This is a genomic window from Nocardia wallacei, assembly GCF_014466955.1.
Lineage (GTDB): Bacteria > Actinomycetota > Actinomycetes > Mycobacteriales > Mycobacteriaceae > Nocardia > Nocardia wallacei.
This window is the reverse complement of record NZ_AP023396.1, coordinates 7,438,987-7,458,496: the sequence shown is the minus strand read 5'-3', so window position 1 is coordinate 7,458,496 and position 19,510 is coordinate 7,438,987. Positions and strand designations below refer to the sequence as shown.

Genomic DNA, 19,510 nt, shown 5'->3' with positions numbered 1-19,510 from the left:
CGGCAGGCAGGATTGAGCCGACCACGCTCAGCGTTGCTGGGACCGTGCTCCGTGCGTTGTGTGGGCGAGGTCCTCGCCCGCATCACACACCAGGACGTCAATTAGGAGGAACAACCATGGCTCGTGCGGTCGGTATCGACCTCGGGACCACGAACTCGGTCATCGCCGTTCTCGAAGGCGGTGAGCCGGTCGTCGTCGCCAACTCGGAGGGATCGCGCACCACCCCGTCGATCGTCGCCTTCGCCAAGAACGGTGAGGTGCTGGTCGGCCAGCCGGCGAAGAACCAGGCCGTCACGAACGTCGACCGCACCATCCGGTCCGTCAAGCGCCACATGGGCGAGGACTGGACCGTGGAGATCGACGACAAGAAGTACACCGCGCAGGAGATCTCGGCGCGCACGCTGATGAAGCTGAAGCGCGACGCGGAGGCCTACCTCGGTGAGGAGATCACCGACGCGGTCATCACCGTCCCCGCCTACTTCGAGGACGCGCAGCGCCAGGCCACCAAGGAGGCCGGCCAGATCGCGGGCCTGAACGTCCTGCGCATCGTCAACGAGCCCACCGCGGCGGCGCTGGCGTACGGCCTGGACAAGGGCGAGAAGGAACAGACCATCCTGGTCTTCGACCTCGGTGGCGGCACCTTCGACGTGTCGCTGCTGGAGATCGGCGAGGGCGTCGTCGAGGTCCGCGCCACCTCCGGTGACAACCACCTCGGTGGCGACGACTGGGACAACCGGGTCGTCACCTGGCTGGTCGACAAGTTCAAGTCCAGCTCGGGCATCGACCTGACCAAGGACAAGATGGCCATGCAGCGGCTGCGTGAGGCCGCCGAGAAGGCCAAGATCGAGCTGAGCTCCTCGCAGAGCACCTCGATCAACCTGCCCTACATCACCGTCGACGCCGAGAAGAACCCGCTGTTCCTCGACGAGCAGCTCTCCCGCGCCGAGTTCCAGAAGATCACCTCGGATCTGCTCGACCGCACCCGGCAGCCGTTCCAGTCGGTGATCAAGGACGCCGGTATCTCGGTCAAGGACATCGATCACGTTGTGCTGGTGGGTGGTTCGACCCGCATGCCCGCGGTGACCGACCTGGTCCGCGAGCTGACCGGCGGCAAGGAGCCCAACAAGGGCGTGAACCCGGACGAGGTCGTCGCCGTCGGCGCCGCCCTGCAGGCCGGTGTGCTCAAGGGCGAGGTCAAGGACGTCCTGCTGCTCGATGTGACCCCGCTGTCGCTGGGCATCGAGACCAAGGGCGGCGTGATGACCAAGCTCATCGAGCGCAACACCACCATTCCGACCAAGCGCTCGGAGACCTTCACCACCGCCGACGACAACCAGCCGTCGGTGCAGATCCAGGTCTTCCAGGGTGAGCGCGAGATCGCCTCGCACAACAAGCTGCTCGGCTCCTTCGAGCTGACCGGCATCCCGCCGGCCCCGCGCGGCGTGCCGCAGATCGAGGTCACCTTCGACATCGACGCCAACGGCATCGTGCACGTCACCGCCAAGGACAAGGGCACCGGCAAGGAGAACACGATCAAGATCCAGGACGGCTCCGGCCTGTCCAAGGAGGAGATCGAGCGCATGGTGAAGGACGCCGAGGCGCACGCGGCCGAGGACAAGGCGCGTCGCGAGGAGGCGGAGACCCGCAACCAGGCGGAGTCGCTGGTGCACCAGACCGAGAAGTTCATCGCCGAGAACGAGGACAAGGTCCCCGCCGAGGTGAAGAGCAAGGTCGAGGCCGCCATCGGCGAGGCCAAGGAGGCGCTGAAGGGCACCGACACCGCGGCAGTCAAGGCGGCGGTGGAGAAGCTGGCCACCGAGTCGCAGGCCCTGGGCCAGGCGATCTACGAGGCGTCGGCCGCCGAGCAGGCCGCCTCCGAGAACGGAGCCGGCGGATCCTCCGGTTCCGCCGCCGATGACACCGTCGTCGACGCCGAGGTCGTGGAAGAGCCGGAGAAGAAGTGACCGCCGAGAACCCCGAACAGGAGCCGATCACCATCGTGGACAAGCGAAAGATCGATCCGTCGGAGTTCGAGGGTCGTTCCGCGAGCTCTGCTCCGCAGAGTGCGGGCGGGGACACCGCGGCCGAGGCCGCGGCCCCCGCCCCGGAATCCGCGGGAGCCGAGTCCGGCGACGGCGCGGCCCTCGCCGACACGATCAGCGCCGAACTGGCCGAGCGCACCTCCGATCTGCAGCGGCTGACCGCCGAGTACGCCAACTACCGGCGTCGGGTCGAACGTGACCGCAAGGCCACCATCGACACGGCGAAGGCGGCGGTCGTCACCGAACTGCTTGGTGTGCTCGACGATCTCGACCGCGCCCGCGCGCACGGCGATCTGGACTCCGGCCCGCTGAAGTCGGTGGCCGACAAGCTGGTCGACGCGCTGAGCAAGCAGGGCCTGGAGGAGTTCGGCGCGGAGGGTGAGCCGTTCGACCCCACGCTGCACGAGGCCGTGCAGCACGAGGGCGAGGGCCACAACCCGGTGATCGGCGTAGTGATGCGCAAGGGTTACCGCTTCGGTGATCGAGTTCTCCGGCACGCGCTGGTAGGAGTCACCGACGGGGTAGCGGATCTGGTGGAGACACCGGACGTTCCGAACGTTGGCGACAATGCCGACGGCATCGCGTAAGAATCGGGAAGGAGGAGATGCCCGGTGAATCGGGAGTGGCTGGAAAAGGACTTCTACAAAGAGCTGGGTATTTCCTCCAGCGCGAGCCAGGACGACATCAAGAAGGCCTACCGCAAGCTGGCTCGTGACAACCACCCGGACAAGAACCCGGGGGACACCAAGGCCGAGGAACGGTTCAAGGCCGTCAGCGAGGCGCACGCCGTGCTGTCGGACCCGGCCAAGCGCAAGGAGTACGACGAGGCCCGGCGGCTGTTCGCCAGTGGCGGTTTCGGCCGCGGCGGCTTCTCCCCGGGCGGCAGCGGAGCGTACGGGCCCGGCGGGTTCGCCACCGGTGAGTTCAACCTCGGCGACATCTTCGGCGGTGCGGCCGCCGCGGGTGGCGACGGCGGTCTGGGCGATCTGCTCGGCGGCCTGTTCAATCGGGGCGGCGGGGCGCGTGCCTCGTCGCGTCCGCGCCGCGGCAGCGACGTGGAGACCGAGACGACCCTGGGCTTCCGCGAGGCCGCCCAGGGCGTGACGGTCCCACTGCGGATGACCAGCCCGTCGCCGTGCACCACCTGCCACGGCAGCGGCGCCAAGCCGGGCACCAGCCCGCGAGTCTGCCCGCACTGCAACGGAACCGGCGTGGTCAGCCGCAACCAGGGTGCGTTCGGTTTCAGCGAGCCCTGCGACGACTGCCGCGGCACCGGGTCGATCATCGACGACCCGTGCTCCGATTGCCGCGGCACCGGTATCCAGAACCGGACCCGCACCATCACCGTGCGGATCCCGCCGGGCGTGCGGGACGGTCAGCGCATCCGGCTGGCCGGTCAGGGCGAGGCGGGTCTGCGGGGTGCGCCGGCGGGCGACCTGTTCGTCACGGTGCACGTCAGTCAGGACAAGGTCTTCGGCCGCAACGGCGACGACCTGACCCTGGTACTGCCGGTCAGCTATACCGAATTGGTGCTGGGGACAACGGTTTCCGTGCCGACCCTGGAGGGCCGGGTCGGTGTGAAGGTACCGCCGGGCACCGCCGACGGGCGTACCTTGCGGGTGCGCGGGCGCGGCGTCCCCAAGCGGGGCGGCGGCGCGGGCGACCTGCTCGTCACGGTGAAGGTCGCGGTACCGCAGAAGCTGGACGACAATGCTACCGAGGCGCTGCGGCGCTACGCGGAAGCGGAGAAGACCAGCGGGTTCGACCCGCGTGCTGGATGGGCAGGTGCGTGATGAACGGAGATGCGAAGAAGGCTCACACCCATACCACCGAGTTCTTCATGATCTCGGTGGCCGCCCAGCTGGCCGGTATGCACGCGCAGACACTACGCACGTACGACCGGCTGGGCCTGGTGACGCCGCAACGTACTTCGGGCGGCGGGCGGCGCTACTCGGCGCGGGACGTGGAGCTGCTGCGCGAGGTGCAGCGGTTGTCCCAGGACGAGGGCGTCAACCTGGCGGGCATCAAGCGGATCATCGAACTCACCAACGAGGTCGAGGGCCTGCAGGAGCGGGTCCGCGAGCTGACGGCGGAGGTGGAGCGGCTGCGTGCCGGTTACCGTGCGGAACTCACTCCGCCGCAGCGCAGTACGGCGCTGGTGGTGTGGCAGCCGCGCAACAAGCGGCGGTAGGCACCCGCGAAATGCCCTGTCGAACAGCGCTCCCGGAAGGGGGCGCTGTTCTTGCGCTACACCCCTTCGTAGCGGATGGCTTCCGCCGGAGTGCCCGTCTGGATCAACCGGTCGACGGTGGCCCGGACCATGCCCGGCGAACCGCACACCAGCACCTGATGGTTGAGCAGCGGACCCATGTCGCCGACCACCTCGGCGAGCGTGCCCTCCAGCATCTCGTCCACATCGAAGCCGGCGTCCACCCGGCAGTCCTCGTACCACTGGTCCGGCCAGTCCGGGTCGTAGGCGCTCTCCACCACGGGAACCACGGTGAGCCATGGGGTTTCGCGGGTCAGCAGGAACAGCATGTCCGAGGCGTACAGGTCGCGGGGGAAGCGGCCGCCGACGAACAGGTGGGTGCGCGGCGGTTCGGGGCGGCGAGCCAGCTCCAGCAGCAGCGAGCGCAGCGGCGCCAAACCCGTTCCGCCCGCGATCATCACGACGTCGGTGGTCCAGTCGTCGACGGTCAGCCAGCCCGCCGGAGCGCCGATGCGCCACTGGTCGCCGGGACGGGTGTCGGCGACGATGGAGCCGCTGCACCAGCCGCCGGGCACGGTGCGGACGTGGAACTCCAGCTTGCCGTCCAGCGAGGGCGGCAGCGCGGGCGACAGTCGCCGCCGCAGGCCCGGATGTTGCGGCACTTGCACTTCCACCGATTGGCCGGCGGTGAACGGCACGTACTCGCCGATCAGCCGGATCACCGCGAGGTCGTGGCGCAGCCGGTGGTGGCCCACCACCGTGGAGTTCCATTCCTGCGTGTCGAGATGGATCTCACCGGTCTCGTCGGGCCCGATGGTCACTGGGCTTCCCCTCTTCGGTCGAACGGTTCGCGTCATGCCGGGCCGGGATGACGGTGATCACACCGGATCCGACATGATCGCCCACTCCGGTGTGCCGACCGCCATCAGGGCGCGCTTGGTATCGGCGATCATCCGTGCCGACCCCGCGATCTGGATCTGCCGGTCCGCCCACGCGCCCATGCTGGCGACCACCGCGCCCAGATTACCGATCAGCCGCCGGTGCATCCCGAACGGCGGGTCGGCCGGCGGATACGGGTGCCACCACGGGTTGGATTCGTTCTCGCACACCGGCACCACGGTCAGCCACGGATTGCTCAGCGACAGCTGCCACATGTTCTCCACGTCGTAGAGGTCGCACGGATAGCGGCCGCCGATGAAGAAGTGCACCCGCGGATTGGTGCCGCGCCGCCCCATCTCGATCAGTTGCGCGCGCAGCGGGGCGATTCCGGTGCCCGAACCGATCATCAGCACATCGCGTCCGCTGTTGCGTTCCACGTGCAGCCCGCCGAGTGGCCCGGCGATCAGCCATTTGTCGCCGACCTGCGTCTCGTTGACGATGCCGGGGCTGACCCAGCCGGTGCGCACCTTGCGGACGTGGAACTCGATCTCGCCGTAGGGGTTCGTGGGGATGGCCGGTGAGAGGTAGCGCCACATCTTGGGCCGCTGCGGAATCGATACCGGCACGTACTGCCCGGCCTGGTACGGGATCGGGCTCTCCGACTGCAGCCGCACGATGGCCAGGTCGTCGAGGACGCGGCGGTGCCCGACGACCGTCGCCTCCCAATACGGTTGGGACTTGTCGGAATTGGCGCCGATCGCCATCGACGCGGAGATGAGGATGCTGATGTCGCGCCAGCCCTCTTCCAGCTGCCGGGTCCAGACCGGCCCGTTGTAGGTGCGGAACGCGGCGACCAGGGCCCGCCCGGCCAGGTCGTAGTGGGCCGCCTCGACGCCGTACTTGCGATGGTCGCGCGCGAGTTGCTCGAGAAAGCGTTGTGCGCGGTCCCAATCCTCGAGATGGTCGAGGACGAATCCGATCGCGGTCATGAGCCGTTTGGCCTGCATGTCCATCGTCGGCGGGAAGAGTTCGCGCAACCGGGGGTTCTCGGCGAACAGGTGCCCGTAGAACGCGCTGATCAGCCGATCGGGCCCGCTCGGCGCCTCGACCACCGACCGGAAGTTGGCGCGGACCAGCGCAGCCGTACGCGCATCCACGACGTCGAGCTTCCTTTCTGGGGGTAGATATCGGGGGAACCGCCTGGTACGGCGATCCTTCGCGTCAAGTATCCCCGAAAACATCGTGGTCGCACGATTATGAGCGGATTGCTTTACCCACAATCACAAACGGCCAAACCCGTAACATCATGTTTCCGGCACTCCACGCGCCCGGCGCGGGATGTTCGCGGGCCGGGTGGGCGAGCGGCGTGGTTGTTACCAGGTCAAAGTACTAGCACGGTTTTACCGCGCGCGCCGCGCGCACCGAGCACGGCCGGGGCGTCGGTCAGCGGGCGGATCGCCTCGATCGGCACCACCACGTCACCCGCGGCCACCAGCCGCAGCAGGCGGCCCAATTCCGGGGCGCCGCCGGTGGATTCGAAGTTGCCGCCGTGCAGCCCGCGGGCGTGCAGCGCGGCCTCGTCGGCGGACATGACGGTGCTGTACACGATGCCGCCCGGGCGCACGACGCGCGCCACCTCGGTCAGAGCCGGGCCGTCGGAGACCAGGTCGAACAGCACATCGATGCCGTCGGAGTGGGTGAACAGCACCGAGTCGGCGACGGGCGCGCGGGTGTAGTCGACCACCTCCGTCGCGCCCAGCCGAATCATCCGGTCGGCGTCGGCGGGCCGGGCGGTGGCGATCACCTCCGCACCCGCGGCGTTGGCAAGCTGCACCAGGAAGGATCCGACCCCGCCCGCGGCGCCGTTGATCAGCACCCGCTGCCCGGGACCGAGTTCGGTGGCGTCGACCAGGTCCTGGGCGGTGAGGCCCGCCGTCGGCAGCGCGGCGGCCTGGATCGCGGTGAGCTGGCCGGGGATGGGCGTGGCCTTGGTTTCGGGCGCGGTGAGGTATTCGGCGAAGGTGCCGTGCCCGACGGGCGGGATCAGGAACTTGCCGACCACTCGATCGCCCACGGCGAACGCGGTCGTCCCGGGGCCGACCGCCGATACCGTCCCGGCGCCGTCGACGCCGGGGATCATCGGAAAGTCGTAGGGCAGGCGGTCTTTCAGAATTCCGTCGACGAGCTTGCGGTCGTAGGGATTGACCCCCGCCGCCTCGATGCGGATCTGGATGTCGCCGGGGCCCGGGGTGGGTGTGGGCATCTCGGCCGGTTGCGGGGTGCCGCCGAAGTCGGGGACCACCATCGCGCGCATCGCTGCTCCTTCGTCCGGGAACGGTTGTCGGGCGGCGGGTTGATGCGTCGAACGGGGCCATCGTATGCAGACCGGAGCGGAAGTCGCCGTAATTCGGAGCAGTCGGTTTGCTTCGTGGCGGGACGCGGGGGCCCAGCGGGGTAGTCCTTGCGCACGGCCGGGAAATTACGCAAACTTGAGCGGAACAGACTCAACCCCCGCCGCGTTGGACCTACTGGAACAGCGCGCACCACGCCGAGCGCTGTGCGAAACGACAAGTAGGAAGGTGAATGTGGACTCGTTCAATCCCACCACCAAGACCCAGGCGGCGCTGACCGCTGCCCTGCAGGCGGCCTCGGCCGCGGGCAATCCGGAGATCCGTCCGGCGCACTTGCTGGTGGCGTTGCTGGATCAGACCGACGGCATCGCCGCCCCACTGCTCAAGGCTGTCGCGGTCGATTCGGCGACGGTCCGGCGCGAGGCACAGGACATCGTCGACCGCCTGCCCCGGGCGACCGGTGCCACCACCTCCCCCCAACTCGGCCGCGAGGCGCTGGCCGCGATCACCGCCGCGCAGAAGCTGGCCACCGAACTCGGCGACGAGTACGTCTCCACCGAGCACCTGATGGTGGGCCTGGCCGCCGGCGACTCCGATGTGTCGCAGCTGCTGCTGAAGTACGGCGCCACCGCCGACGCGCTGCGCGAGGCGTTCACCGCCGTGCGCGGCAACGCCCGCGTCACCTCACCAGATCCGGAGGGTAGCTATCAGGCGCTGGAGAAGTACTCCACCGATCTGACCGCCGCCGCCCGCGAGGGCAAGCTCGATCCGGTCATCGGGCGCGACACCGAGATTCGCCGTGTCGTGCAGGTCCTCAGCCGTCGCACCAAGAACAACCCGGTGCTGATCGGTGAGCCGGGCGTCGGCAAGACGGCGATCGTGGAGGGCCTGGCCCAGCGCATCATCGCCGGTGACGTGCCGGAGTCGTTGCGCGGCAAGCGTCTGGTCGCCCTCGACCTGGGCGCGATGGTCGCCGGGGCGAAGTATCGCGGTGAATTCGAGGAGCGGCTCAAGGCCGTGCTCGAGGAGATCAAGCAGAGCGCCGGCCAGATCATCACCTTCATCGACGAGCTGCACACCATCGTCGGCGCGGGCGCCACCGGCGAGTCCGCCATGGACGCGGGCAACATGATCAAGCCGATGCTGGCCCGCGGCGAGCTGCGGCTGGTCGGCGCGACCACGCTGGACGAGTACCGCCAGCACATCGAGAAGGACCCCGCCCTGGAGCGGCGCTTCCAGCAGGTGCTGGTCGGCGAGCCGTCGGTCGCCGACACCATCGGCATCCTGCGCGGGCTCAAGGAGCGCTACGAGGTGCACCACGGCGTGCGCATCACCGACTCCGCGCTGGTCGCCGCGGCGACGCTGTCCGACCGCTACATCACCTCCCGGTTCCTGCCCGACAAGGCGATCGACCTGGTCGACGAGTCGGCCTCGCGGCTGCGCATGGAGATCGACTCGCGCCCCGTCGAGATCGATGAGGTCGAGCGGGCCGTGCGGCGCCTCGAGATCGAGGAGATGGCACTGGCCAAGGAAACCGACGAGGCCTCCAAGCTGCGGCTGGAGAAGCTGCGCCAGGAGCTGGCCGACGACCGCGAGAAGCTCAACCAGCTGATGGCCCGCTGGCAGAACGAGAAGCAGGCCATCGACTCGGTGCGGGTCATCAAGGAGGAGCTGGAGACGCTCAAGGGCGAGTCCGAGCGCGCCGAGCGCGACGGCGATCTGGGCAAGGCCGCCGAGCTGCGCTACGGCCGCATCCCGCAGCTGGAGAAGCAGCTGGACGAGGCCGAGCGGAAGGCCGGGACGGCCGCCGACGGTGAGGTCATGCTCCAGGAAGAGGTCGGGCCCAACGATATCGCCGAGGTGGTGTCGTCGTGGACCGGAATTCCCGTGGGCCGCATGCTCGAGGGCGAGACGCAGAAGCTGCTGCGAATGGAGGACGAACTCGGCAAGCGGGTCGTCGGTCAGCGCGACGCGGTGGTGGCCGTGTCCGACGCGGTGCGCCGCGCGCGGGCCGGAGTAGCCGACCCGAACCGCCCGACCGGCTCGTTCATGTTCGTCGGCCCGACCGGTGTCGGTAAGACGGAGCTGGCGAAGGCGTTGGCGGACTTCCTGTTCGACGACGAGCGCGCCATGATCCGCATCGACATGAGCGAGTACTCCGAGAAGCACTCGGTGGCTCGGCTGGTCGGCGCCCCGCCCGGCTATGTCGGCTACGACCAGGGTGGTCAGCTGACCGAGGCGGTGCGGCGGCGGCCGTACACGGTGGTGCTGTTCGACGAGATCGAGAAGGCGCACCCGGACGTGTTCGACATCCTGCTGCAGGTGCTCGACGAGGGCCGGTTGACCGACGGCCAGGGCCGCACGGTCGACTTCCGCAACACCATCCTCATCCTCACCTCCAACCTGGGGGCGGGCGGCGAGAAGGATTTCGTGATGAACGCCGTGCGCTCGGCGTTCAAGCCGGAGTTCCTCAACCGCCTCGACGACGTGGTGATGTTCCAGTCGCTCGACGAGGAGCAGTTGGAGCACATCGTCGACATCCAGCTCGAGCAGCTGCAGAAGCGGCTGGCACAGCGGCGGCTGAAGCTGGACGTCAGCGATTCGGCGCGGTTCTGGCTCGCGGTACGCGGGTACGACCCCGCCTACGGCGCCCGCCCGCTGCGCCGGCTGATCCAGCAGTCCATCGGCGACTCACTCGCCAAGGAGCTACTGGCCGGCGAGGTCATCGACGGCGACCTGGTGAAGGTCGGCGTCTCTCCCGACGGCGACGGCCTGATCGTGGGCAAGTAGCACCGCTGCCCCTACGCTGGGTGGCATGACGAATCCGAGCGACCCGTGGGCGCAGCGGCCGGATTCGCCCGACGCGCCGACCGAGAAACTCGGCGCGCCGGGCCGGTCCGAAGATCCGACGCTGCACACGTCGGAATACTCGGAGGCGTACGGCCAGGGTGCGGATCCGACGGTGCCGTATCCCGGCGGGCCGTATCAGCAGACCGCTCCGTACGAGACGGCCGAACCGTATTCCTACTTCGACCAGCCGCCCGGTCCCAACGCGACCCGGGAGATCCCGCCCTACGACAGTGCTTGGGGCGCTTACGAACCCGGGCCGGGATACGGGCAGCAGCCGGGATACGGGCAGCAGTGGGCCGGGGGACCGCCGAACGCCCCCACCGAACAGCTCGGCCCGACCGGTCTGCCGGTGGAACCGCCGCGCCGCAAACGCACCGGACTGTGGATCGGGCTGACGGCCGCGATCTTCGTGCTGGTCGTGCTGGGCGGAATCGCCGCGGGCGCGTACCTGGCGGGCAACGACTCGTCGTCCACCAGCAGTGCCGCGGCCACGACCACCCGGCCGGTCCCTACCCGGCAGCCGGTGATCCCGCCCGGCGGCTCCGGCGGCCCGCAGCAGAGCCTGCCGTCGCTGCCCGGCCTCGGCGATATCGACAACATCGGCGCCACCATGGGCGCGATCAGCACCAACGACGGCGCCACCCTGACCATCGAATCGCTGCTCGGTTCGCTGGTCACCGTGCACACCGACGCCAAGACCCAGGTGATCACGGCCGGTTCGGGCAAGGTCGCCGATCTGCGCCCCGGCGACATGGTGGTGGTGCAGGGCGACAAGGCCGCGGACGGCGCGATTCAGGCCAAGATCATCATCAGTACCTCGCTGACTCCGCCCCGCTGACACCCCGCGGTTCGGCGCGGCGCGCAGACACAGCAGCGGGCACCCACCGTGCCGGGCGCGCGGGAACTAGACTCGGTGGCGATGACGGCAGCAATCTGGTTCGGACTCGCGGCGATCGCACTGGTGGGTGCGATCGTGCTGCTGTATTTCGACCGCCTCCAGCGCCAGCGGACCGGTCATGTGCGGCAGGTCTGGGCAAAATCCCAGGGATACACCTATGTCTCGGTCGAACCGTCGCTGGCGGCCAACTGGCGCCGCGGTGCGATGGCCAAACTCGGCTATCTGTCCGCGGTGGACGTGGTCTCCGGTAACCGCAAGGGCGAGAAATTCGTACTGTTCGATCTGGAGGACGCGGCCACGCTCGTCGCCGTGCGCCGCCAGATCGGCTCCGATATCGATATCGACCTGCGGTTGAAGACGGCCGCGCCGCCCAAGGACCACGATCTGGAGCTGCTCGGCGCGATCGGCGACCGGGTGGTGTTCGCGACCAACCCGGACATCGCCCGCCACGCCGTCGACCAGCGCATGGTGGCGTTCATCGAATCCCTCCCGGATTCGGTGCAGCAGCTGTGGAGCGAGGGCAACTGGACCCTCGGCATGCTCTCGGTGGGCACGTCGTCGCGGGAGTGGGAGGCCGCCATCGACGCCGTACTGCGGTTGTCGGGCCTGCTGCACGTGCTGCCGCCGGTGGCGGGCGGCGGCGACGGCCGCCGGGACCCCGAACCCCGCGAACCGGAGCCGCACGATCCGGGTCACCCCCGTGCGGAACAGCCGCCGCGCGAGCAGGATTCGCGCTTCGACGAGGGGCCGCAGTTCGCCGACCGCCGCGCCTACGACGAGGAGCGGGACTTCGACGATCGCGAGTTCGTGGCGGACCGGCGCTACCGCGACGACACCGACCCCGACCGTGCCCCCGCCGACCGCGACGCCGACGACGATGCGCGCTTCGCCGAGGACCGGCGCTACGAGTACGCGGCCGGTGACGCCGACTTCGCCCCGCTGCTCGGCGACATCGCCGGCGAGACGGAACCGGAGCCGCCGCGCCGCCCGCAACTGGCCGTGGTGCCCGATCCGCGCAACCGCGTCCGCCGCGACTGGCCGCCCGCCGAGGAACTTCCCGACGACGACGAGAGCGATTCCGCCGCAGCCGATTTCGACGACGATTTCGTCGAGCAGCCCGAGCAGCCGGGCGGCCCGTTCCATCCCGGATTCCGCCCGTATCAGGGGCCCGCACCCCGATGACGGGGTGCGGGATGATGGCTGCATGACCGACACCTCTGCCGCCGCGCGCCTGCCCGGCGCCATCCGTCCCGTCGCCGTGGTCACCGGTCCCACCTCCGGAATCGGCCACGGCTATGCCGAGCGCTTGGCCGCGCTGGGCTACGACCTGGTGCTGGTGGCCCGCGACGAGCAGCGGCTCACCGCCCTGGCCGACGAGTTGCACCGCCGCTTCGACACGCGGTCGGAGATCCTGCGCGCCGACCTGGCCGTGGCCGCCGACCGCGACCGCGTGGCCGAGCGCGTCGGCAAGGGCGTCGAATTCTTGGTCAACAACGCGGGATTCGGCCTCACCGGCGAATTCTGGACCGTCGACCCGGAGCGGTTGCAGGCGCAGCTGGACGTCAACGTCACCGCGGTGGTGCAGTTGACCCGCGCCGCGCTGCCGCCGATGATCGCCGCTGCCAAGGGCTCGGTGGTGAATGTCGCCAGCATCGCCGGTCTGGTGCCCGGCCGCGGCTCGACGTATTCGGCTTCCAAGTCCTACGTCATATCCTTCAGCGAGGGATTGGCCGGCGGACTGACCGGAACCGGGGTCCGGGTGCAGGCCCTGTGTCCGGGATTCGTGCGCACCGAATTCCATCGGCGGGCCGGCATCGAGATGTCGTCGCTGCCGAAACCGATGTGGCTCAGTGTCGATCAGGTCGTGGCCGTTTCGCTGCGCGATCTGGCGAAGGACCGGGTGATCAGCGTGCCCGGTGTGCAGTACAAAGCGCTGACGGCGGTCGCCGGACTGATCCCGCGGTCCGTGCAGGTCCGCCTCAACCGAGGCATGTTCAACGCACGCGGAAGGACATAACGACGATGATCGAGTCCACCACGGACCGAGACAGATTGGCCGAGCTCGTGCGCGAGCTCGCCGTCGTGCACGGCAAAGTCATCCTGTCGTCGGGGAAGGAGGCCGACTACTACGTCGACCTGCGCCGGGCGACGCTGCAGCACCAGGCGGCGCCGCTGATCGGCAAGCTGCTGCGGGAACTGGTGTCGGACTGGGAGTTCGACGCCGTCGGCGGTCTCACCATGGGCGCCGACCCGGTGGCCCTGGCGATGCTGCACGCCCCCGGCCGTCCGCTGGACGCGTTCGTGGTGCGCAAGGCCGCCAAGACGCACGGCATGCAGCGCCAGATCGAGGGCCCGGAGGTGACGGGCAAGCGGGTGCTGGTCGTGGAGGACACCACGACCACCGGCAATTCCCCGCTCACCGCGGTGCGCGCGCTCCGCGAGGCGGGTGCGACGGTGGTGGGCGTGGCGACCGTGGTCGACCGGGAGACCGGCGCCGATCAGGTGATCGCCGCCGAGGGACTGGAGTACCGCTCGATTCTCGGGTTGAAGGATCTGGCGCTCGGGTGAATATCGCAGTCAACAGGGGTCGCGAGAACGTCGCGATGCTCGGCATCGGCGCCTACCGGCCGCGGCGGATCGTCAGCAATGCCGAGGTGTGCGAGGTTCTCGACTCCACCCCCGAATGGATCTTCGAACGCACCGGCATCCGCAATCGCCGCTGGATCTCCGGCGACGAGACGCTGCGATCGATGGCCGCGGCCGCGGGCGAGCGGGCGATCGTCAACAGCGGCGTCGACCGCTCGCGGATCGACACGCTGGTGCTCGCCACCTCCAGCTGGCTGCGGCTGACCCCGCACGGCGCTCCTGCCGTGGCCTACGACCTGGGGATGAACGGTATTCCGGCCTTCGATCTGACCTCCGGTTGTGGTGGCTTCGGCTACGGGGTCGGGGTGGCGGCCGACCTGATCCGGGCCGGGTCGGCCGAATACGTGCTGGTGATCGGCGCGGAGACGATGACCGTCGGTCTCGACCCGACCGACCGCGGCACCGCGATGATCTTCGGCGACGGCGCGGGCGCGGTCGTCATCGGCCCCAGCGAGGAGAACGGCATCTCGCCGACGGTGTGGGGCAGCGACGGGGAGAACGCCGGGGCGATCGCGCAGGATGTCGACTTCCTGGAGTTCATGAACAAGGCGCAGGCGCTGCAGGGCACCGATCCGGCGATCGAGCCGGTGGGGCGGATGTCGCTGCGGATGGAGGGACCGCGGGTATTCCGGTGGGCCGCGGTCACCCTGCCACGGGCGCTGTCCTCGGCGCTCGAACGGTCCGGCGTGGCCAAGGAGGACATCGAGGTGTTCGTCCCGCACCAGGCCAACGCGCGCATCAACGAGCTGATGAAGAAGAATCTCGGCCTGGGCGAGGACATTCCGATGGCGAACGACATCGAGAACACGGGCAATACCTCCGCCGCCTCGATCCCGCTGGCGATCGAGGAGATGCTGGTGACCGGCAAGGCGAAGGGCGGTCAGCTGGCGCTGGTGCTCGGTTTCGGCGCGGGCCTCAGCTACGCCGGGCAAGTCGTGACCTTGCCGCCCAAGCCGCTCGAGCCGAGCTTCTGAGCGTGACTGTCGTGCGACCTTTCCGCGTGGCCTATGCCGCCGCTGCCGCCGCCACCGTGTTCGGTGCGCTCACCGGCCGGGACCGCTGGCAGTGGGCGGCGAAGCCGCTGCTGATGCCGCTGCTGGCCGCCGATGTGGTGCGCAGCGGAGGCGTGGCGCCCGCCGAGCGCCGGGTGCTGCTCGGTGCGCTGGGGGCCGCGACGGTTGGGGATGTGCTGCTCATCGACCCGGACGACGATCGCCGATTGGTCGCGGGCGCTTCGGCTTTCGCGGTGATGCAGGCCGGTTACTCGGTGCTGTGGTGGCGTTCGGGTGCGCGGCCGCGGGCCGCCGTGGCGCTGCCGCGGGTGGTGGCGTGGCTGGGCGCGGGTGCGCTGTTGCGGGCGCGGACCCCGCGTCTCGCCGTGCCGCTGTCGGCCTACGGTGCCACGCTGGGGACCGCGGCCGTGCTGGCGTCGGATCCGGCGTTGGCGCCGACGGCGAAAAATATTGCGGGAACGAATCTTCCGGGCCGCGATCCCCGCAGCAGGCTGGGCGTCGGCGCACTGCTGTTCACGGTGTCCGACGGCCTGATCGTGCTGCGCCGCCTGTTCGCCCGCACCACCCGTTCCCGCCGCACCACCGAGGGCGTCATTCTCGCCACCTACGCCGCGGCCCAGTACCTTCTGACCGACCCGCGGGCTCATGCTCAGCGGCCTGCCCGGTCACGCGGTGCTCAGCAGCGATGAACGCGATCTCGCGGCGATGTGTGACCGCGTAGGCCATCGAGCGCGGAGAACTCAGCCGCGCAGGCGCAGCACGGCCAGCACCCGCCGATGGTGCGTATCCGAGGGCGGCAGCTCCAGTTTCAGGAAGATATTGCCGATGTGCTTCTCCACCGCGCGTTCGGTGACGGTCAGGGTCTGCGCTATGCCCGCGTTGGTGAGTCCCTGCGCCATGAGTTCCAGCACCTCGCGTTCGCGCGGAGTCAGCCGGGTCAGCGAATCCTGCTGGCGCGCCGCACCCATCAACTGGCTCACCACCTCCGGATCCAGCGCGGTGCCGCCGGTCGCGACCCGCTGCAGGGCGTCGACGAACTCGCGCACGTCGGCCACCCGGTCCTTGAGCAGGTAGCCCACCCCGCTCGCGCCGCCCGCGAGAAGTTCGGTGGCATAGCGGGTTTCGACCCACTGGGAGAACACCAGCACCCCGACATCGGGATACTTGCGCCGCAGTTCGATCGCGGCCAGCAGGCCCTCGTCGGTGAACGACGGCGGCATCCGCACATCCACCACCGCGACGTCGGGCCGGTGCGCGTCGACCGCTTCGCTCAATCGTTCCGCGTCGCCGACCATTTCGACCACCTCGTGGCCGCGGTCGGTGAGCAGTCCGGCCAGGCCGTCGCGCAGGATCGCGCTGTCCTCGGCGATCACGATGCGCAACGCCCGGCCGGTCTCGGTCATCGCGGTCCCTCGGTCGGCAGCGTCACCGTCACGACGGTGGGCCCGCCGGCCGGGCTGTCCACCGTGAGGGTGCCGTCGACGGCGCGCGCCCGCGCGGCCAGGCCCGAAAGTCCGCCGCTCACCACGGTTTCGCCGGTCGGCACGACCGGTTGCCGTGCGCCGCCGTGCCCGTCGTCGCGGACCTCGACGGCGATGCTGTCTCCGCTCGGCCGGACCGACACCCAGGCGCGGGTGGCACCCGAGTGTTTCACCACGTTGGTGAGCAATTCGGCGACGGAGAAGTAGGCGATCGCCTCGATCGCCGGGTTGGGCCGCTGGGGCAACTGCATTCGCAACTCGACCGGCACGGCGCAGCGGGCCGTCAGCGTCTCCAAAGCCGGTTCCAAGCCCAGCTCCAGCGCGGGCGGATGGATACCGCGCACCAGTTCCCGCAGTTCGGCGAGGGCCTCCTTGGAGCCGGCGTGGGCGTCGGCGATCAGGTCGGCTGGGTCGCCACCGGCGGCGAGGCGCTCCTCGGCGCGGCCGAGCGCCATGGCGATGGTGACCAGCCGCGCCTGGGTGCCGTCGTGCAGATCGCGTTCCAGCCGCCGCAGCGTCGCGGCCGAATCCGCCACCGCGACCCGGCGGCTCTCCTGCAATTCGACCATCCGGCGGTCGCGGGCGGTCGGGGTGAGCAGGGCCAGCGACAGCTGCTTGTGCAGCCACGCCACGCCGCGCACCAGCCACGGCAGCAGGAAGCAGCCGATCACGCCGACGGCGGCCATGGCCAGTACGCGCGGCCAGGTGTCGACGTAGAAGTCGCCGAACTGGGCCAGCGAATGATGTTCGCGCCCTTGCTCGTCCACGTTCACCGGGTGGAAGACGGCCCACGGGATGGGGGAGATGGCGGTGAACACCGTCATCGCGACGACCACGAGCACGACGTATCCGGCGAACAAACCGAGGGCCACCTCGGCGATCAGGAACACCAGCGCCCGCCACGACGTGCGGTCGGTGAAGGCGCTGCGCAGCCACCCGAGCGGGCCGGGCCGCGGCGCGAAGTCGGGCGGCGCGGGCATCGGCGTGTCCAGCAGCGTGGCGCCGACGGCGCGGTACACCCGGCCCCAGAGTCGCCCGGCCAGCAGTACCAGGGCCAGCAGCGGGATCCCGAGCAGGAAGATCGAGGTGTACAGCCCGGCGCCGAATCCGGCGAACAGCCAGACCGCGGCGACGCCGCCGAGCACGCAGGCCACCACCAGGTAGACCAGGTCCTTCCAGGTCCGGGCCTCGAACGGGGCGCGAAGCAGCGTGCGGAACACCCGGCCGGCGGTCATCGGCAGCCGCTCGGGGCGCTCGAGCACGAGGGTCGGTTCGGCGAAGGTCTCGGTCATGTCTCCATGCTGGTCGCGGGCGTGGCGGGAATCGAGGGAGCGACCCACCGAATGTCCGGTGTGGGTAGCCCCACCGTAGGCCCTGCGGTCCGGTCGTCGCGGAGCGCCGCCGCGACTACGATGACGCGGTGAGTTATCCTCCTCCGCCGCCGCAGTACGGCGGTTACGGCTACCTGCCGTATCAGCCTCCCGAGCATCCGCAGGCCACCACGATACTGATCCTGGGAATCGTCAGCCTGCTCTGCGGTGTGGTGGGACCGTTCGCGTGGGTGATGGGGCGGCGGGTGCTCAACGAGATCGACGGTTCCGGCGGTATGTACGGCGGACGCACCAATGCGCAGGTCGGCTACGTGCTGGGCATCGTGTCGACCGTGCTGGTCGGCTTCAGCCTGCTCATGCTGCTGGCCTACTTCGTGATCATCGCGATCGCGATCGGCGCCTCGGCGGCGTGATCGGCCTGCGGTGACGACATGGTGATACGGCACGATGACGATGTGCAGCGGGCGGAGAACGAGACGGCGCAGCCCGGGAGCGAGGCCGCGGCGGGCCCCACCGAATGGGGCGAGCATCCGCACGGCGTCGGCTCCTGGTGGGAAGAGTTCGGCACCGAGCCACCCGACGATTCGCGCCTGGACCCCGAACTGCTCGCGCACGGCGACCGCCGCAATGTCGTGGACGCCTACCGCTATTGGACCCGCGAGGCGATCGTCGCCGACATCGACCGCCGCCGCCACCCCTTCCACGTCGCCATCGAGAACTTCGGGCACGACGCCAACATCGGCACCGTGGTGCGCACCGCCAACGCCTTCGCCGCGGCCGCCGTGCACATCGTCGGCCGCCGCCGCTGGAACCGCCGCGGTGCCATGGTCACCGACCGCTACCAGCGCATCGTCCATCACGCCGACGTAGCGGCCCTGCTCGATTTCGCCGACCGCGAGGAACTCACCGTCGTAGCCGTGGACAACGTCCCCGGCTCGACCCCCTTGGAAACCGCCCGCCTCCCCCGCAACTGCCTGCTCCTGTTCGGCCAGGAGGGCCCCGGCGTCACCGACCAGGCCAGACAAGCCGCCGTAATGACAGTCTCCATAGCCCAATTCGGCTCCACTCGCAGCATCAACGCCGGCGTAGCCGCAGGCATAGCCATGCACTCCTGGATCAGCCAGCACGCCGACCTCACCCGGGCCTGGTAGAAACACACCCGGCGATACACGAGAACGCCTCGCAGACACGGCAATCCGGTCGACATCGCCGATCCGAGTGGGTCAGCTCAGTACCCGGCGGCACAGGTCCCGTAGCTCCTCCGGCGGTACGGTGGGTCGCATGCTCGCCGCGCCGAGCACGAACAGGTACAGCATCCGCGCCATCGCCTGCGCGTCGTGTTCGCGGTGGCCGTCCTCCAGCAGCAATGTGCGCAGGAAATCCAAGCGTGCCTTGTCCACTCGCTCCTTGGCGGCCGCGGCGAGCGGTTCGTTCAAGGCCCAGGCGCTGATCGCGAGTTCGATATTGGCGGGTTCGTCGCTGCCGAGCACCAGATCCAGCAACAGTTCGAGCCGGGCGCGGGCATCGAGCCCGGCGGCGTCGGCTACCTGCCGGATGTAGTGCGTGGTGTGCACCGCCTCGAAGTGCTCGAGCAGTGCCACCCTGTATGCCTGCATACCCCGGAAATGGTGATAGAAGGAGCCGGTGCTCAGTCCGGTGGCCGCCACCAGGCGGTCGATGGTCAGCGCCGTCGGCCCGGCTGTCCCGAGGATCACCAGGCCCGAATCCAGCCAAGAGGTCTTGCCCGTCACGCCGGCCAGCCTATAACATAAATTTTGTTCTGTTGTGGAGCCTCGAAACTCCTCTCACA

19 protein-coding genes are annotated in these 19,510 nt (G+C 69.4%); 13 read left to right on the top strand and 6 right to left on the bottom strand.

The genetic code is table 11. The annotated features are described in order from the left end of the window. Positions 1–116 precede the first annotated feature (116 nt). Genes dnaK through NWFMUON74_RS33550 form a run of 4 tightly spaced genes read left to right on the top strand, consistent with a single transcriptional unit; the run spans position 117 to position 4,233 of the window. Positions 117–1,964, top strand: a complete 1,848-nt coding sequence (gene dnaK / locus NWFMUON74_RS33565) for a molecular chaperone DnaK (protein ID WP_187685702.1) — start codon at positions 117–119, stop codon at positions 1,962–1,964. Next, positions 1,961–2,629: a nucleotide exchange factor GrpE gene (grpE, locus tag NWFMUON74_RS33560; RefSeq protein WP_187685701.1), complete on the top strand. Its 669-nt coding sequence runs from the start codon at positions 1,961–1,963 to the stop codon at positions 2,627–2,629. Before dnaK ends, grpE begins: the two co-directional genes overlap by 4 nt. Positions 2,630–2,653: 24 nt before the next feature. Beyond that, on the top strand, positions 2,654–3,835 hold the full coding sequence (gene dnaJ / locus NWFMUON74_RS33555) for a molecular chaperone DnaJ (protein WP_187685700.1): 1,182 nt from the start codon (positions 2,654–2,656) through the stop codon (positions 3,833–3,835). After that, a complete protein-coding gene (locus tag NWFMUON74_RS33550) occupies positions 3,835–4,233 on the top strand; it encodes a heat shock protein transcriptional repressor HspR (protein ID WP_232110729.1) in 399 nt (132 codons plus the stop codon). The genes dnaJ and NWFMUON74_RS33550 overlap by 1 nt, the downstream gene beginning before the upstream one ends. Before the next feature lie 56 nt (positions 4,234–4,289). Here NWFMUON74_RS33550 and NWFMUON74_RS33545 read toward each other — a convergent pair whose 3' ends face one another. The 3 genes from NWFMUON74_RS33545 to NWFMUON74_RS33535 form a co-directional block, all read right to left on the bottom strand. Continuing rightward, the gene (locus NWFMUON74_RS33545; protein ID WP_232110728.1) at positions 4,290–5,072 is read right to left on the bottom strand and encodes an FAD-binding oxidoreductase; all 783 of its coding nucleotides are present in this window, start codon (positions 5,070–5,072) and stop codon (positions 4,290–4,292) included. A 57-nt stretch (positions 5,073–5,129) separates the two neighbouring features. After that, entirely contained in the window at positions 5,130–6,287 is a 1,158-nt protein-coding gene (locus NWFMUON74_RS33540) for a globin domain-containing protein (protein ID WP_187685697.1), read from the bottom strand. Positions 6,288–6,511: 224 nt separating this feature from the next. Next, the gene (locus NWFMUON74_RS33535; RefSeq protein WP_187685696.1) at positions 6,512–7,444 is read right to left on the bottom strand and encodes an NADP-dependent oxidoreductase; all 933 of its coding nucleotides are present in this window, start codon (positions 7,442–7,444) and stop codon (positions 6,512–6,514) included. Positions 7,445–7,715: 271 nt separating this feature from the next. Here NWFMUON74_RS33535 and clpB point away from each other — a divergent pair, with 271 nt between their 5' ends. The 7 genes from clpB (at position 7,716) to NWFMUON74_RS33500 (ending at position 15,577) form a co-directional block, all read left to right on the top strand. After that, entirely contained in the window at positions 7,716–10,271 is a 2,556-nt protein-coding gene (clpB, locus tag NWFMUON74_RS33530; RefSeq protein WP_187685695.1) for an ATP-dependent chaperone ClpB, read from the top strand. Between the two features lie 25 nt (positions 10,272–10,296). Next, positions 10,297–11,169: a DUF5666 domain-containing protein gene (locus NWFMUON74_RS33525; RefSeq protein ID WP_187685694.1), complete on the top strand. Its 873-nt coding sequence runs from the start codon at positions 10,297–10,299 to the stop codon at positions 11,167–11,169. 81 nt (positions 11,170–11,250) lie between these two features. Beyond that, positions 11,251–12,411 (top strand): type III secretion system chaperone family protein, encoded by a 1,161-nt coding sequence (locus NWFMUON74_RS33520; protein ID WP_232110727.1) that lies wholly within the window; start codon positions 11,251–11,253, stop codon positions 12,409–12,411. 22 nt (positions 12,412–12,433) lie between these two features. Beyond that, positions 12,434–13,246, top strand: a complete 813-nt coding sequence (locus tag NWFMUON74_RS33515) for an SDR family NAD(P)-dependent oxidoreductase (RefSeq protein ID WP_187685693.1) — start codon at positions 12,434–12,436, stop codon at positions 13,244–13,246. Between the two features lie 5 nt (positions 13,247–13,251). Continuing rightward, positions 13,252–13,797, top strand: a complete 546-nt coding sequence (gene pyrE / locus NWFMUON74_RS33510) for an orotate phosphoribosyltransferase (RefSeq protein ID WP_187685692.1) — start codon at positions 13,252–13,254, stop codon at positions 13,795–13,797. Between the two features lie 35 nt (positions 13,798–13,832). Further along, on the top strand, positions 13,833–14,849 hold the full coding sequence (locus NWFMUON74_RS33505; RefSeq protein WP_187689577.1) for a beta-ketoacyl-ACP synthase 3: 1,017 nt from the start codon (positions 13,833–13,835) through the stop codon (positions 14,847–14,849). 11 nt (positions 14,850–14,860) lie between these two features. Beyond that, complete coding sequence (locus NWFMUON74_RS33500) at positions 14,861–15,577, top strand: lysoplasmalogenase (RefSeq protein ID WP_187689576.1); 717 nt, start codon at positions 14,861–14,863, stop codon at positions 15,575–15,577. Between the two features lie 51 nt (positions 15,578–15,628). Here the strand turns inward: NWFMUON74_RS33500 and NWFMUON74_RS33495 are convergent, their stop codons facing one another. Both NWFMUON74_RS33495 and NWFMUON74_RS33490 read right to left on the bottom strand, forming a co-directional pair. Further along, entirely contained in the window at positions 15,629–16,291 is a 663-nt protein-coding gene (locus tag NWFMUON74_RS33495; RefSeq protein WP_187685691.1) for a LuxR C-terminal-related transcriptional regulator, read from the bottom strand. Then, a complete protein-coding gene (locus NWFMUON74_RS33490) occupies positions 16,288–17,661 on the bottom strand; it encodes a sensor histidine kinase (protein ID WP_187685690.1) in 1,374 nt (457 codons plus the stop codon). The genes NWFMUON74_RS33495 and NWFMUON74_RS33490 overlap by 4 nt, the downstream gene beginning before the upstream one ends. 128 nt (positions 17,662–17,789) lie before the next feature. Here NWFMUON74_RS33490 and NWFMUON74_RS33485 point away from each other — a divergent pair, with 128 nt between their 5' ends. Both NWFMUON74_RS33485 and NWFMUON74_RS33480 read left to right on the top strand, forming a co-directional pair. Beyond that, a complete protein-coding gene (locus NWFMUON74_RS33485) occupies positions 17,790–18,113 on the top strand; it encodes a DUF4190 domain-containing protein (RefSeq protein ID WP_232110726.1) in 324 nt (107 codons plus the stop codon). Positions 18,114–18,131: 18 nt separating this feature from the next. Then, positions 18,132–18,851, top strand: coding sequence for a TrmH family RNA methyltransferase (locus NWFMUON74_RS33480; RefSeq protein ID WP_187685689.1), 720 nt, complete (start codon positions 18,132–18,134; stop codon positions 18,849–18,851). A gap of 72 nt (positions 18,852–18,923) precedes the next feature. Here the strand turns inward: NWFMUON74_RS33480 and NWFMUON74_RS33475 are convergent, their stop codons facing one another. After that, positions 18,924–19,451 carry a TetR/AcrR family transcriptional regulator gene (locus NWFMUON74_RS33475; protein ID WP_187685688.1) on the bottom strand — a complete coding sequence of 176 codons (528 nt, stop codon included), beginning with the start codon at positions 19,449–19,451 and terminating at the stop codon, positions 18,924–18,926. Positions 19,452–19,510: the final 59 nt, after the last annotated feature.